Annotated in this window: 17 protein-coding genes; 16 read left to right on the top strand and 1 reads right to left on the bottom strand. The window is 34.8% G+C overall.

The window, feature by feature from the left end:
• Positions 1-40 precede the first annotated feature (40 nt).
• The 4 genes from C1638_RS01490 (at position 41) to C1638_RS01475 (ending at position 3,219) form a co-directional block, all read left to right on the top strand.
• On the top strand, positions 41-718 hold the full coding sequence (locus tag C1638_RS01490; RefSeq protein WP_109617556.1) for a porin family protein: 678 nt from the start codon (positions 41-43) through the stop codon (positions 716-718).
• A 145-nt stretch (positions 719-863) separates the two neighbouring features.
• The gene (locus C1638_RS01485) at positions 864-1,361 is read left to right on the top strand and encodes a hypothetical protein (protein ID WP_109617554.1); all 498 of its coding nucleotides are present in this window, start codon (positions 864-866) and stop codon (positions 1,359-1,361) included.
• A 464-nt stretch (positions 1,362-1,825) separates the two neighbouring features.
• The gene (locus C1638_RS01480; RefSeq protein ID WP_109617552.1) at positions 1,826-2,488 is read left to right on the top strand and encodes an outer membrane beta-barrel protein; all 663 of its coding nucleotides are present in this window, start codon (positions 1,826-1,828) and stop codon (positions 2,486-2,488) included.
• A gap of 77 nt (positions 2,489-2,565) precedes the next feature.
• Positions 2,566-3,219, top strand: a complete 654-nt coding sequence (locus tag C1638_RS01475; RefSeq protein WP_109617549.1) for a porin family protein — start codon at positions 2,566-2,568, stop codon at positions 3,217-3,219.
• 73 nt (positions 3,220-3,292) lie between these two features.
• Here C1638_RS01475 and ffh read toward each other — a convergent pair whose 3' ends face one another.
• Positions 3,293-4,654 carry a signal recognition particle protein gene (ffh, locus tag C1638_RS01470; protein ID WP_109617548.1) on the bottom strand — a complete coding sequence of 454 codons (1,362 nt, stop codon included), beginning with the start codon at positions 4,652-4,654 and terminating at the stop codon, positions 3,293-3,295.
• A gap of 328 nt (positions 4,655-4,982) precedes the next feature.
• On the opposite strand from ffh, the gene C1638_RS01465 reads away from it, so the two are divergent.
• From C1638_RS01465 to C1638_RS01410, 12 genes are all read left to right on the top strand, one after another.
• Entirely contained in the window at positions 4,983-5,189 is a 207-nt protein-coding gene (locus tag C1638_RS01465; RefSeq protein ID WP_123838305.1) for a hypothetical protein, read from the top strand.
• An 82-nt stretch (positions 5,190-5,271) separates the two neighbouring features.
• A complete protein-coding gene (gene atpB, locus C1638_RS01460; protein ID WP_109617545.1) occupies positions 5,272-6,399 on the top strand; it encodes a F0F1 ATP synthase subunit A in 1,128 nt (375 codons plus the stop codon).
• A 42-nt stretch (positions 6,400-6,441) separates the two neighbouring features.
• Positions 6,442-6,660 carry an ATP synthase F0 subunit C gene (locus C1638_RS01455; RefSeq protein WP_007844726.1) on the top strand — a complete coding sequence of 73 codons (219 nt, stop codon included), beginning with the start codon at positions 6,442-6,444 and terminating at the stop codon, positions 6,658-6,660.
• A gap of 100 nt (positions 6,661-6,760) precedes the next feature.
• Positions 6,761-7,255, top strand: a complete 495-nt coding sequence (locus C1638_RS01450) for a F0F1 ATP synthase subunit B (RefSeq protein ID WP_076351695.1) — start codon at positions 6,761-6,763, stop codon at positions 7,253-7,255.
• Positions 7,256-7,257: 2 nt separating this feature from the next.
• Positions 7,258-7,797, top strand: a complete 540-nt coding sequence (gene atpH / locus C1638_RS01445) for an ATP synthase F1 subunit delta (RefSeq protein WP_109617543.1) — start codon at positions 7,258-7,260, stop codon at positions 7,795-7,797.
• Between the two features lie 16 nt (positions 7,798-7,813).
• Positions 7,814-9,391, top strand: coding sequence for a F0F1 ATP synthase subunit alpha (gene atpA / locus C1638_RS01440; RefSeq protein ID WP_109617540.1), 1,578 nt, complete (start codon positions 7,814-7,816; stop codon positions 9,389-9,391).
• A 77-nt stretch (positions 9,392-9,468) separates the two neighbouring features.
• Positions 9,469-10,332: an ATP synthase F1 subunit gamma gene (gene atpG / locus C1638_RS01435; protein ID WP_109617538.1), complete on the top strand. Its 864-nt coding sequence runs from the start codon at positions 9,469-9,471 to the stop codon at positions 10,330-10,332.
• A gap of 262 nt (positions 10,333-10,594) precedes the next feature.
• A complete protein-coding gene (locus C1638_RS01430) occupies positions 10,595-11,953 on the top strand; it encodes a hemolysin family protein (protein WP_109617537.1) in 1,359 nt (452 codons plus the stop codon).
• 11 nt (positions 11,954-11,964) lie between these two features.
• Positions 11,965-12,270 (top strand): ATP-dependent Clp protease adaptor ClpS, encoded by a 306-nt coding sequence (locus C1638_RS01425; protein WP_109617534.1) that lies wholly within the window; start codon positions 11,965-11,967, stop codon positions 12,268-12,270.
• Between the two features lie 209 nt (positions 12,271-12,479).
• Positions 12,480-13,094, top strand: a complete 615-nt coding sequence (gene udk, locus C1638_RS01420; RefSeq protein WP_109617533.1) for a uridine kinase — start codon at positions 12,480-12,482, stop codon at positions 13,092-13,094.
• Positions 13,095-13,098: 4 nt separating this feature from the next.
• Positions 13,099-13,455 (top strand): FtsB family cell division protein, encoded by a 357-nt coding sequence (locus C1638_RS01415; protein ID WP_109617531.1) that lies wholly within the window; start codon positions 13,099-13,101, stop codon positions 13,453-13,455.
• Between the two features lie 89 nt (positions 13,456-13,544).
• Positions 13,545-14,708 carry a methylmalonyl-CoA mutase family protein gene (locus C1638_RS01410; protein ID WP_109617528.1) on the top strand — a complete coding sequence of 388 codons (1,164 nt, stop codon included), beginning with the start codon at positions 13,545-13,547 and terminating at the stop codon, positions 14,706-14,708.
• The last annotated feature ends 5 nt before the right edge of the window (positions 14,709-14,713 follow it).

Below are 14,713 nucleotides of genomic sequence, written 5' to 3'. Positions count from 1 at the left end.
AATAATTAGCTTTGCTGTCCTTAAAATATAACTAATAACAATGAAAAAACTTTTACTTACTGCAGCAATCGCTGTATTGGGAATTTCTGTAAACGCACAAGAATTCAAATTCGGACCTAAAGCTGGTTACTCTTTATCAATGCTTAAAGCAAGTGGAGAAGGGAAAACTTACAATTTTGATGCAAAGTCTACTTTCTACGCAGGAGCTATGGCTGAATATAAATTCAATGACAAGTTTGCTGTACAGGGAGAAGTTTTATACTCTCCAATAGGTGGTAAACAAGAAGAGGCGGTTTCTTATAGTTTAATGGGTGTTGACGTTACAGGTACTGAAAAGTCTGATTGGAAATTAGGGACTGTACAGGTTCCTGTGAGTGCAAAATATTATGTAACTGAAAACTTAGCTTTCGGAGTTGGTTTGAATGTGGGGGTTATTATTTCAGCGAAAATAAAAACTACAGCAACATTATCAGGAACAGCGCTAGGCCAACCTTTCTCTGACTCAACAACTGAAACTGAAGACGTGAAAAGCCACATGAATAAGTTGAATTTAGCTCCTTTTGCTGGTGCTGAATACACTCTTGAAAACGGATTATTCTTTGACGCAAGATATAACTTAGGTGTTTCTAATCTTATGAAGAAAGAAGATGGGGAAAACGGAACATTAAAAAATAGCTTCGTTCAGGTAGGTGTAGGTTTCAAATTTGGAGGAAACTAATTCTTAGATTTTAGAAATAAAAATCATTATATAAAGCAGGACAAATTTTGTCCTGCTTTTTTATTGTGAGGAATGTCACCTATAGAAATGTGATCTCTATAATGAAAATAATGAGTACTTTTGAACCAGAATTTAAGCTAAAAAAATGAAAAAGGTATTATTAATAGGTGCTTTTGCACTTTTAGGAGGTGCTGTTCAAGCACAGGAGGGTTTAAAATTAGGTGGACACATTGGTGTTCCTGTATCTGATGCAAGCAATGTATCTTCATTTACATTAGGGGTAGATGCTGCTTATATGTGGAATATTGCTAAAGGTTTTGACCTTGGGGTGACGACAGGATACTCTCATTTCTTTGGAAAAGATCATTTTGATGATTTCGGATTTATCCCTGTGGCTGTTTCCGGTAAATATAAATTTAAAGGAGCGCCTATTTTTGTAGGATTAGATTTAGGATACGGAATTTCTACAAAAGATGGTATTGATGGTGGGTTCTATGCTCAGCCAAAATTTGGATATCAAATGTCTAAAGGTGAACTATACATAGGATACCAGTCTGTTAGCAACAGACGTGACCACGGTTGGTACAGAGACAGCTGGAATATTGGTGCTGTAAACTTAGGATATAACTTCTTCATTAAATAAGAAGCTTATATAAAGAATATAGGGAACTCCGGCTGAAAGGCCGGAGTTTTCTATTAATATTGATCTTTTGATAGTATAGTGTTTTGGCTTTTGTTCTCAGTATCTTATTATTGCATCCTTTTGAGATGCTGAAAACAAGTTGAAATCATAAACATTTGTTTGAATTTTAAGACTTAATACCTTAAATGTTAATATTTTAAGAAGATGTTTTTAGCTATATTAGGGAGATTTGAGGAAATTTTACCAAAATTGATAAATTTGAAAAACCAAACATATTCAGCTCCAGTTGATAAATTAGAGTTTATTTATTCATAATATTGTGAAAAACTCAAAGGCCTCTATTGGGTACGATTTATCTTTACAAAACGCTAAATTTTAACAATGATATTAATCACATTAACAAATTTTAATATTAGTGGGGACCACTGTAAATTTGCCTCCAGAAAGTATTAAAATTTTTTAAAATGAAAAAAATATTATTAGCGGGTGCTGTTGCACTTTTCGGTTTATCAAATGCTCAGATTGCTAAAGGTACTACATATGTTTCAGGACAATTAGGGTATTCTCAGAACGAAAATAACAATAACGATACTAAAGTTGAAAGCTTCAAAGTTCTTCCTACAGTAGGTTATTTCGTAAACACTAACTTAGCAGTAGGTTTAGGTGTAGGTTACAAAAACGATAAGACTACTGTAACTACAGATGGTGCTTTAGCAGGTTCAAGCTTTGTTAACGAAAACAAAAATACAACTTCTGCATTCGTTGTAGCTCCTTTCGTAAGAAAATACTGGACTTTAGGTGATAAATTATACATCTTCGGTCAATTAGAAGTTCCTATGGAATTCGGTCAGTTCAAGTCTGAAAAAGAATCTACAGTTACTACTGGTTCTACTACAACTACAAGCTCTACTTCTGATAAATCTAACTACACTTCAATCGGAGTTAACATTAAGCCAGGTTTAGATTATTTCTTAAACAAAAACTGGTCTATTGAAGCTACTTTTGGTGAGTTTGGTTACAACACAAACAAATTAAATGTTGACGGAGCTAAGAGAGTAAACGACTATAAATTCGGATTGAATTTATCTTCTGTAACTTTCGGAGTTAAATATGTATTTGCTAAGTAATTAACAAAACATTTATAAAATAGAGCCCTAAGATTTTCTTGGGGCTTTTTTTACATATAAAAAAATAATTAATAATCATGAAAAAAATCTTATTAGCATCTGCAATTGCTTTATTTGCAGGATTAAATGCACAAACAAAATTTGGTGTAAAAGCAGGTTATGCTTTATCAACATTAAATTCTAATGATGATAGCTTTGAAGTTGGAGGTGTCAAAGCTAGTATGGAATCAAAATCCGGCTTTTATGTTGGAGGATTGGTTGAGCATAAATTCAATAATAAGTTTGCATTACAGGGAGAATTAGAATATGCAAATCTGGGAGGAAAGGCTGTTGTGAGCGCTTATGGTGTTACAGTAACAGAAAAACTTAACTTTAACAGACTTGTAATCCCTGTATCGGCGAGATATTATGCAACACCAGAATTGGGGCTTTATGCTGGTCCGTATGTGAGCTTTAGGACCAATACAAAAGTTAAGATGGAAGTTAGTGGAGCTGCTTCTAATCAGACTGCTTTAAATGAAGGGGAAAAATACCTTGAAAAAACTTTTGATGACAATCTTAAATCTACAGAGTTCGGTTTGTTTCTTGGGGCAGATTATACTGTTTATAAAGGTTTATTTTTGGATGCCCGTTATAGCTTCGGTCTTACCAATATGATTAAGAATCCTGTAGATGGTGAAAAGCTGAAAATGAACTTCCTTCAGGTTGGAGTAGGATATAAGTTTAAATAACCTGGCTTAGATAAAAACAAAAAACTCTCAGAATTTCTGAGAGTTTTTTTATGAAAATATAATTCGTTTTAAATTATTTCCCGAACATTCCACCCATTCCAGGCATGTTTGGCATTTTGCTCATCATCTGCATCATTTGCTTTCCTTGAGGTCCTTGCATCATCTTCATCATTTTACCCATTTGCTCAAATTGCTTCATCAGTTGATTTACATCTTCAATCTTTCTTCCTGCCCCTTTTGCAATTCTATTCTTTCTCTGAGTATTGATAATGGATGGTCTTCTTCTCTCATCAGGAGTCATAGAGTAGATGATTGCTTCAATATGTTTAAATGCATCATCACTGATCTCTACATCCTTAATTGCTTTTCCAACCCCAGGAATCATTCCCATAAGGTCTTTCATGTTACCCATTTTCTTGATTTGGTTGATCTGCTTAAGGAAGTCGTCAAAACCAAACTCATTTTTAGCAATTTTTTTGTGAAGTTTCTTAGCTTCTTCTTCATCAAACTGCTCCTGTGCTCTTTCTACTAAGGAAACAACGTCTCCCATTCCCAGGATTCTGTCTGCCATCCTTTCTGGGTAAAAAAGATCCAGAGCTTCCATTTTTTCTCCTGTAGATATAAATTTGATTGGTTTTTCAACAACAGAACGGATTGTTAATGCAGCACCCCCTCTGGTATCACCATCTAATTTGGTAAGAACAACCCCGTCGAAGTTCAGAGCATCGTTGAACGCCTTAGCAGTGTTCACGGCATCCTGACCTGTCATGGAATCTACTACGAAAAGTGTTTCCTGTGGCTTGATGAAGTAATGCACCGACTTGATCTCGTTCATCATCTGCTCATCAATTGCTAAACGACCAGCAGTATCCACAATTACGACATCATGATTGTTGGCTTTTGCGAAGTTGATCGCATTTTCAGCAATGGTAGAAGGGTTAGTAGCTCCATCTTCTGTATAAACAGGAACATTAATCTGTCCTCCTAATATCTTAAGCTGGTCAATTGCTGCAGGACGATAAACGTCACAAGCTACCAATAAGGGCTTTTTATTTCTTTTTGTTTGTAAATAATGAGCAAGTTTTCCGGAGAAAGTGGTCTTACCGGAACCTTGAAGACCTGCAATAAGGATCACAGATGGTTTTCCTGAAAGATTAATTCCTTCGTGAGAACCTCCCATTAGATCTACTAGTTCATCATGAACAATTTTCGTCATCAATTGTCCTGGAGTAAGCGATGTAAGAACGTTTTCTCCTAATGCTTTATCCTGAACTCTTTTAGTAAGATCCTTTGCTACTTTATAGTTAACGTCGGCATCCACCAATGCTCTACGGATTTCCTTTACGGTTTCCGCTACATTGATTTCGGTAATTTTTCCACGTCCGGAAATATTATGTAATGCCTTGTCTAATTTATCCTGTAAACTATTAAACATATTTATTGTAAATTATAGGTTTGCAAAAATAAGGAATTTTTAAGAAACCAGAGTATTATAGACTTAATATTATAAGGATTGGGGTAAGATTTAGAGAAAGACAGGAAGAAAAAAGGTGGGAGCGGGGTACTTTTATAGTTTATAATGGTGTCTTAGTCTGTTATTTTACTTTGTCTGTGGTTTTTGTTCCTTATTCCTTATTTATATAATATAGAAGAACTTTAGATTTGTTTTGTTTAAAAAATTATAATCTTATTTTTGCAGCATGAATTTTCTAGATTGTTTCATTATTATATTATTAGCAGTATTTTTTAATATAATAGTATATATGATATTTAAAAAGTATTTCTTTGGTAAGGCTGATGCGGGAATGAAGTTTCTTGTTGTGAATATCGCTAAAGATATTATTTGGCTGGCTGTTTCCTTATTAATTATAGAAAAGACCAAGTCTAATTTTCTCTTTATAGTGATCTGCTTTGTAGTGGCATCATTCCTCATTTATTTACCTATAATAAAACTCATTAATAAGTCTTGAATTTTTTGATGATAAAAATCAATTTTTAATATTGGTAAAGTTTAATAAAATCGATATATTTGCACACGATTAAAAAAGAGATATGAACAGAAAAATTTCTTCATTATTTTTCGCATTTTTATTTGTGTTTATTAGTGGTTTAGCTTCTGCGCAACACGAATCTGAAGGAGAAAAATTAGCTGAAAAAGTAGAGAACAAAGAGGCACAGGATAGCTTCAATGCGACCAAGATGATCATGGAGCACATTGGTGATTCAAATGAATGGCATTTATGGACTACAAAAGATGATAGTGGTGAAGAACATCACGTTTCTATCCCTTTGCCAGTTATCATTAAAGATAATGAAGGATGGCATACTTTTCTTTCAAGCAGTATTGCTCACGGACACGAACATGATGGGTATACTTTAGAGCACGGACAAGTAGTTTCTACTAAAGGTGTTGAAAAAGCAACTTTATTTTCAATCATCAGTGGGAAGCAAAAATCAAACGAAGTGTTTTTTGATCTTTCAATAACAAAAAATGCAGCTTCAATGTTCTTGTCAGTGATTTTTATGGCAGTAGTGTTTATAGGAATGGCTAGAAATTACAAGAAGTCACAACTTCCAAAAGGGATTGGAAAATTAATGGAACCTGTAATTGTATTCATCAGAGATGAAGTGGCTATCCCAAACATCGGGTCAGTAAAGTATAAAAGATATATGCCTTATTTATTAACGGCTTTCTTCTTTATCTGGTTCAATAACCTTTTCGGATTGGTGCCGTTCTTCCCTGGGGGAGCTAACCTTACCGGTAACATTGCTATCACAGCTGTATTAGGTATCATTACATTATTAATTACATTATTCAGTGCGAATAAAGATTACTGGAAACACATCTTTATGCCGCCGGTTCCAATCTTATTGTACCCAATCATGGTTCCAATCGAGATTATCGGAATCTTTACAAAGCCTTTCGCTTTAATGATGCGACTTTTTGCTAACATTACAGCAGGACACATTATGATCTTGGCGATCATTTCATTGATCTTCATTTTCAAATCTCCATTCTTAGGGTTTGCGTCAGTTCCATTAGCATTATTTGTTTCTGTATTGGAATTATTGGTTGCTGCATTGCAGGCATATATCTTCACTGTATTATCCGCATTATTTATCGGTATTGCAGTTGCAGAACACGACCATGAGCACGGTCACGAAGAACACGCTCACTAATTAAAATTAAAATAATTTTTTAACTAATATAATTTATTTATCATGGATTTATCAACAGGAGCAGGATTAATTTACGTAGGTATCGGTTTAGCAGTACTAGGTGTAGGTCTAGGTATCGGTAAAATCGGTGGTCACGCAATGGACGCTATCGCTAGACAACCAGAACAAGCTGGTAAGATTCAAGGAGCAATGCTTATTGCTGCTGGTCTTATTGAAGGTGCTGGTCTTATCGCGATCATCTTTGGTGCTTTCATCAAGTAATCTATCCTCAAAAAACATTCTTAGCAGTAAAGCGGTTGGCTGCTGCTAAGAATTTTAAAAAACAATCCATAAATAACACTTAAAAAAAGAATTTACAGATATGGGAATTATTGAACCTGGAATTGGACTTTTATTTTGGATGACCCTTACTTTTGTTATCCTATTGTTTCTTCTAGCTAAATTCGCTTGGAAACCAATTGTTAGTGCTGTTAATGAAAGAGAAACTTCTATCGTTGATGCATTAAACCAAGCTAAATTGGCTAAAAAAGAAATGGAAGATCTTAAAGCTGACAACGAAAGAATCATTCGTGAAGCTAAAATTGAAAGAGATTCTATCCTTAAAGAAGCTAGAGAAATTAAAGACAGAATCGTAGGTGAAGCTAAAGACGCTGCTAAAGCTGAAGGAGATAAATTAATCGAAGCTGCTAAGCAAACTATCAATGCTGAGAAAAATGCTGCAATGGCAGACATCAAAAATCAGATCGGTGCTTTATCTGTAAACATTGCAGAATCTATCTTGAAGCAAAAGCTAGATAACACTGAAGCTCAAAATGAATTAGTTCAAAATTATATCAACAAATCTAACCTTAACTAAGAATGCTTACATCTAAAGTAGCGAAAAGATACGCACAGGGTTTACTTGATTTCACTAATGAATCAGGTCAAACAGCTGCCGTATTTTCTGAAATGAAAGATGTAGTGAAGATCATGATTGAATCTAAAGATTTGAACAAATTCTTCCTTACGCCTTACATTGATGCAAAAAAGAAAATAGAGGTAGCAAACGAAATTTTCAAAGGTTTCTCAACATCTTCCCAGAATTTGATCACATTGGTTATTAAGCACGGACGTGAAAACCAATTAAAAAATATCGCTCAGGAATTCATAAACAAAGTTGAAGATATCAACGGTGTACAAAGAGTAACACTTACTACAGCAACACCTCTTTCCAAAGAGAATATTGATCAGATCCTAAGATCTACAGACTTGGTAAATGCTAATTCAAGTTTTGATTTGAAAGTAAATATCAACCAGGATATTTTAGGAGGATACATCCTAAGAGTAGGTGATCAGCAGGTAGATGCGTCTGTGAAGACAAAATTGAACCAAGTTAAAAAAGATTTTCAATTAAATTAAGAAAAACAACCATACAATGGCAGAAATAAATCCGGCAGAAGTATCTGCGATCTTAAAACAGCAATTGGCCAACTTCGATACTCAATCAAACGTTGAGGAAGTAGGTACAGTTTTAACCATCGGTGATGGTATTGCTCGTGTATACGGGTTAGAAAACGTACAATACGGAGAGTTGGTGAAATTTTCTAGTGATGTAGAAGGTATTGTACTTAACCTTGAAGAAGACAACGTAGGTGTTGCTTTACTAGGTGAAAGTAAATTAGTAAAAGAAGGGGATACAGTAAGAAGAACAAACAGAATCTCTTCTATCAAAGTAGGAGAAGGTATGTTAGGAAGAGTAGTAGATACCCTTGGTAACCCTATCGATGGTAAAGGTCCTATCACAGGAGATTTATACGAAATGCCATTAGAAAGAAAAGCTCCTGGGGTTATCTACAGACAACCCGTAACTGAGCCTTTACAGTCTGGTATCGTTGCAATTGATGCGATGATTCCTGTAGGAAGAGGACAGAGAGAGCTTATCATTGGTGACAGACAGACAGGTAAAACTACTGTTGCGATCGATACGATCATCAACCAAAGAGAATTTTTTGATGCAGGGAAACCTGTATATTGTATATATGTTGCGATTGGTCAAAAAGCTTCTACAGTAGCACAAATCGTTAAAACCCTTTCTGATAAAGGAGCTTTAGCATATACTGTAATTGTTGCGGCTAACGCATCAGATCCAGTTCCTATGCAGGTATATTCTGCAATGGCAGGTGCTTCTATTGGGGAGTTCTTCAGAGACACTGGTAGACCAGCTTTGATTGTTTATGATGATTTATCTAAACAAGCAGTTGCTTACCGTGAGCTTTCTCTACTATTAAGAAGACCACCGGGCCGTGAAGCTTACCCTGGAGACGTTTTCTATCTTCACTCAAGACTATTGGAAAGAGCTGCGAAAGTTATCGCTGATGACAATATCGCTAGCCAGATGAATGACTTACCAGAGTCTCTTAAGCCAATCGTAAAAGGTGGTGGTTCATTAACTGCACTTCCAATTATCGAAACTCAGGCTGGTGACGTTTCTGCGTATATCCCTACAAACGTAATCTCTATTACAGACGGACAGATCTTCTTGGAGTCTGATCTATTCAACTCAGGAGTTCGTCCAGCAATTAACGTTGGTATCTCTGTATCGAGAGTAGGAGGTAATGCTCAGATCAAATCAATGAAAAAAGTTTCTGGTACACTAAAATTAGACCAGGCTCAATATAAAGAACTTGAAGCATTTGCTAAGTTTGGTTCTGACCTTGATGCTTCTACTTTAGCTGTAATCTCTAAAGGAGAAAGAAACGTAGAAATCCTTAAGCAGCCGGTAAATGCTCCGCTTCCTGTAGACAGTCAGGTAGCAATCGTATATGCTGGAACAGAAAACTTAATGAGAAACGTTCCTATCAAAAAAATTAAAGAATTCCAACACGAATATATCGAATTCCTAAGATCTAAGCACCCAGATACAATGGCTGCAATTAAGGCTGGGAAAATCGATAACGATATTACAAGCGTTCTTAAGCAGGCAGCTAACGATTTAGCTTCTAAATACAACTAAAAAAATTCAATGTTTAAGGTTTAAAATATAAAGTTTTAAGCCTTAAACTTTAGACCTTAAACTTTGAACCCAAATTAATGGCAAACTTAAAAGAAATACGAGGCAGAATTACGTCAATTTCATCTACGATGCAGATTACCCGTGCTATGAAGATGGTTTCCGCTGCGAAACTTAAAAAAGCACAGGACGCAATTGTAATGTTAAGACCTTATTCTGAAAAATTACAGGAACTTATCCAGAATGTGAATTCTAGCTCTGATCCTGACCAGGTTTCTGTATATGCTCAGAAAAGAGAGGTTAAAAGAATACTTTTCATCGCTGTTACTTCAAACAGAGGTCTTGCGGGAGCTTTTAACTCTTCTATCGTAAAAGAACTTAACCATCAGTTTCAGAACAATTCTCAGTATGAGATTGAAGTTCTTCCTGTAGGTAAAAAAATATATGATGCTGTAAGAAGAAACCGTTCAGTATATGCTAATGCAAGTTCTGTTTATGATAACCTGAACTTTGATGTAGTTGCTAATGTTGCAGAAGGTGTAATGACAAGCTTCAAGGAAGGTAAATTTGACGAAGTTTATGTTATTTATAACAAATTCGTGAATGCTGCCACTCAGGAAGTAACTACAGAACAGCTTCTTCCAATCTCAATGCCTGAACAAACAGAGCCACAAGTAGAAACAGATTATATCTTTGAACCTAACAGAGCAGAGATCTTGGATAATTTAATTCCAAAGTCTATCAAAACTCAGGTTTTCAAAGCAATCTTAGACTCAGTAGCATCTGAACATGGAGCGAGAATGACGGCAATGCATAAAGCAACAGATAATGCCGAAGCTCTTAGAAATGATCTTAAGATCTTCTATAACAAAGCAAGACAGGCTGCAATTACCAACGAAATCTTGGAAATTGTTTCCGGAGCAGAAGCTTTGAAAAATTCGTAAGAATTATTTTAACATACTATCAAAAGCATCGATATTATCGATGCTTTTTTTGTGAGATAAAGGTGAAAACCCTCATTTGCTATTCAAAAACCCACTCTTTATATAGAAAATGAATACGGTGTCCGATTATTTTTTTAAATCTAAAATAGAAGCATCTCACAGCGTCATTTTTTAGGGTGAAAAACAGGACATTAAAATAACTTATCCCAGGTTATTTATATTTTGCATATCTTTGTACCTAATAAAATTATACAACTTCTAAATGGACTCGGACATAGTCAGGCTTTTGCTGGCCTTATTTCTTGTATTACTAAATGGCTTTTTCGTAGCCGCAGAATTTTCAATTGTTAAAGTTCGTTACTCACAAATTCAATTAAAAGCCGCAGAAGGAGATTCTATGGCAAAGCAGGCAGAACATATCATCAAACATTTGGATGAATATCTTTCCGCTACACAATTAGGAATTACGTTGGCATCCCTTGCCCTGGGTTGGGTAGGAGAGAGTGCCCTGCATCATATTGTTGAAAACATTTTTCACTCTTTAAATGTAGATTTAACCCAAACTACCATTACCACCATTTCAGTGGTAACTAGTTTTGTATTAATTACCATTATGCACATTGTATTTGGTGAGCTTATTCCAAAGTCAATTGCGATTAGAAAGTCGGAAGCAACTACAATGGCAACAGCAGTTCCATTGAGGGTTTTTTATACTGTTTTTAAACCATTTATTTGGTTGATGAATTCAATGTCCAATACATTTTTGAGATTGGTAAAGATTCATCCCGCATCAGAGCAGGAAATTCACTCTACTGAAGAACTTCAGCTTTTGGTAAAACAAAGTGCAGACAGTGGTGAGATTGAAGAAGAAAACTATGAGATCATCAAGAATGCATTTGATTTTACAGATCATTCTGCCAAGCAGATCATGGTTCCCAGACAGAATATTACGTCAATCGATTTTGAAGAAGACGTTAATGATATTATCAATACAATAATGGATAGCGGCTATTCCCGTATTCCGGTATATCTTGATTCTATTGATAATATAATCGGTATTTTCTATACCAAGGAAATTATCAGGGAATTTGTGAAAAGAAAAGGAGATCTGGATCATGAGGATCTTAGAGATTTGATGCGTGATGCCTTTTTTGTGGTGGAAAGTAAAAAAGTTTCAGACTTATTGAAAACGTTCCAGCTTAAAAAACAACATATCGCTATTGTTATCGACGAATTCGGTGGAACTGAAGGAATTATTACATTAGAAGATATTCTTGAGGAACTTGTAGGAGAAATTCAGGATGAAGAAGATGACGAAGAAAAAATAGTAGACAAAATAGCTGATGATACCTATTGGGTACAAGCTACGCAACCTTTGGACGAGATTAATGAATTCTTGCCTAAAAAACTTGCTCTTTCAGAAGAAAGTGAGTACAACTCATTAGCAGGATTCATTCTTCACGCATTAGAAGAGATTCCTGAAGAAAATCAGGAGTTTGATCTTGATAACTATCATTTCAAAATATTGAAGATGAACAATAAGAGTGTTGAACTTGTAGAATTGGTGTATCAGGAGCCCAATGCCATTGATAATTTAGCAGATAAAATTGGCGAAGTTTAAAATAACTTAGAATGAATTTTTATAATACCATAAAAGACTACGAAAACCCGAAACGTCAATATGAAGAAGAAGTCCTTGTATTGGATGATACGGATGATGTCTATAAATTAGTGTTGCATAATGATGATATCCACACATTTGATTATGTGATTGATTCTTTAATAGATATATGCAAGCACACCATGGAACAGGCAGAGCAATGTACAATGCTTGTTCATTATAAAGGCAAATGCACCGTAAAAACAGGCTCATTAGATGTTTTGAAGCCTATGCACGAAAAATTAATTTCACGCGAATTAACAAGCGAAATAGTATAAAATAAAATCCGACAATTTATTGTCGGATTTTTTTATTGAATTCGCAGGTGAAACTTGAGTAATAACACTAGATAATAAAGGATAATAGCCACTTCGAAAAATTTTTCAACATTTTAATTATTTAATCTTTTAATTTCTCAATAGTCTTACATTGCCATATTTTATCTAAAATAGTATATTTGTACCAACTATAAAGAAACAAAAAAATAATGCTTGTAATAGGAATTGCCGGAGGTACAGGATCTGGCAAAACTACAGTTGTTGATAAAATACTTCAGCAGCTTGATATTGAAGGAATGAATATCCTTTCTCAGGATAATTATTATCACGACAATCAAAATCTAACCTTGACGGAAAGAGAGGCCCTAAACTATGACCATCCGAAGTCCATCGATTTTGAATTACTGATAAAACACGTTAAAGCTTTAAAAAATAATGAGCCTATTGAACAGCCTATTTACAGCTTTGTAACGCATTCCAGAACAGGAGATCATGTGACTGTAGAACCTAAAAACGTATTGGTGGTAGAAGGAATCTTGGTTCTTACCAACAAAGAATTACTGAAAGAATTTGATCTGAAAGTATTTGTTCATGCAGATTCAGACGAAAGGCTAATCAGGCGTATCAGAAGAGATACCCAAGAAAGAGGAAGAGATCTGAGTGAAGTATTACACCGTTATCAGACCACCTTGAAACCAATGCACCAGGAATTCATCGAGCCATCTAAAAATGATGCCGATCTTATTATCCCTAATATGAAACAGAATTCCGTAGCGATTGATTTTTTAACCACTGTTATTAAAAACTCGTTGAGAAAACATTAAAAAAATGGAAGAAAACAAACTTATCAAAGACATTCAGCCGAAATCTGAAACGTTTAAACTTATCCAGACCTACATCCTGAATAAGTATACCATTACGATCTGTCTGTTTTTGGTATGGATGGTTTTCTTTGACAAAACCTCATTTCTTGTAATTAATGAACTGAATGGTGAGATTCATAAGTATGAAGAGCAATTGGAGTATTATAAAAAAGAATACGCAAAAAATGATGCTTTTTATAAAAAACTGATGAACAACAAGTCAGAAAAGGAAAAATACGCAAGAGAAAATTATTTTATGAAAAAACCGAATGAAGAAATCTTTATTTTGGTGGTAGACAGTACAAAAGTCGCGAAAAAATAATACAATTGAATAGAATGCGGCAATAGTGAATTTCACTTTATTTACAAAGCGAAATTCACTATTATCGATTCATAAATTAAATAAAACTAATGTCAGATACAGCTACACTTCCAACTTGGGAAAATTTAGTAAAAAAGCAACTTAAAACAGAGGATATTTACCCTATTTTAGAAAAGGAAAATCTGGAAAGAATAGAGGTAAGGCCTTTTTACACAGACGTTCAGAAGCCTTTGGCAAACTTGCCGAAAGTTGAAGAAAGTACCCATTTGGTGGCTAAATACCATGAAAGTCTGGAAGACGAAGTATTTGCATTTATGCTGGATCAGAACGTAGAAAATCTCGATGAGAAGACATTTTTTGTCAATAATAAAGATCTTGCAGGACATATTAGCCCCAGAGAAGAAGATCAGTATTTCTCCCTTATCGATGTTTTTAATGAAAAAGAGGGAAGTATTGATGATCAGTTAGCGAAAGAATTACTGGCAAAAGGATTTAAAAGAAGTATTTGTGTAGATATTTCCTTACATCAAAATGCAGGAGCTGCCATCTATCAACAACTTGGTATTGCTTTGGCAAAAACTAAAGAACTGATAGAAGCATATGGCCCGGAAATTTTGAACAAACTTATCTTCAAAATAGCTGTAGGAGGTAACTACTTCTTCGAAATGGCAAAGTTGAGAGCCTTTAAAATGGTTTTTAACCAGCTTTCCAAGGAATACAATCTGGATGAAGTTCCTTATATCTTCGCTGAAACTTCCTTTAGAAATAAGGCTATTTCCGACAATGAAAATAACCTGATTCGATCTACTTTAGAGCTTGCTGCAGCCATGATTGGTGGGGCAGATGCAGTGTATACCAACAATTATCTTGTAAGCAGAAGTACAGATAATTCTGAAGAAATTTCTTTCAAACAACAGATTGTTTTGGCTTATGAAAGTATCATCAATGTATTTGAAGATGCATCCAACGGAAGTTATTATGTTGAAGACACGACTCAGCAAATAGCAGATAAATCTTGGGCTTTATTTGTGGAAATGGAAGATGCAGGCGGATATCTTGAACTTTTAAAACAAGGAATTGTTCAGAAAAAGATTTATGAACATGCTATTCAGGAACAACAATGGATCGAAGAGGGCAAGATAAAGCTGATTGGAGTTAATTTATACCCCAAATTAGACATTAAAAAGTCAATTGAAGAACTTTACAACGAAAAAGAAATAAAGGCGGTTCGTTGGGCTGAAATGTTTGAGTAAGACAT

Source organism: Chryseobacterium oncorhynchi (genome assembly GCF_002899895.1).
GTDB classification, from domain to species: Bacteria; Bacteroidota; Bacteroidia; order Flavobacteriales; family Weeksellaceae; genus Chryseobacterium; species Chryseobacterium oncorhynchi.
This window is presented reverse-complemented; position numbering and strand designations above follow the sequence as displayed.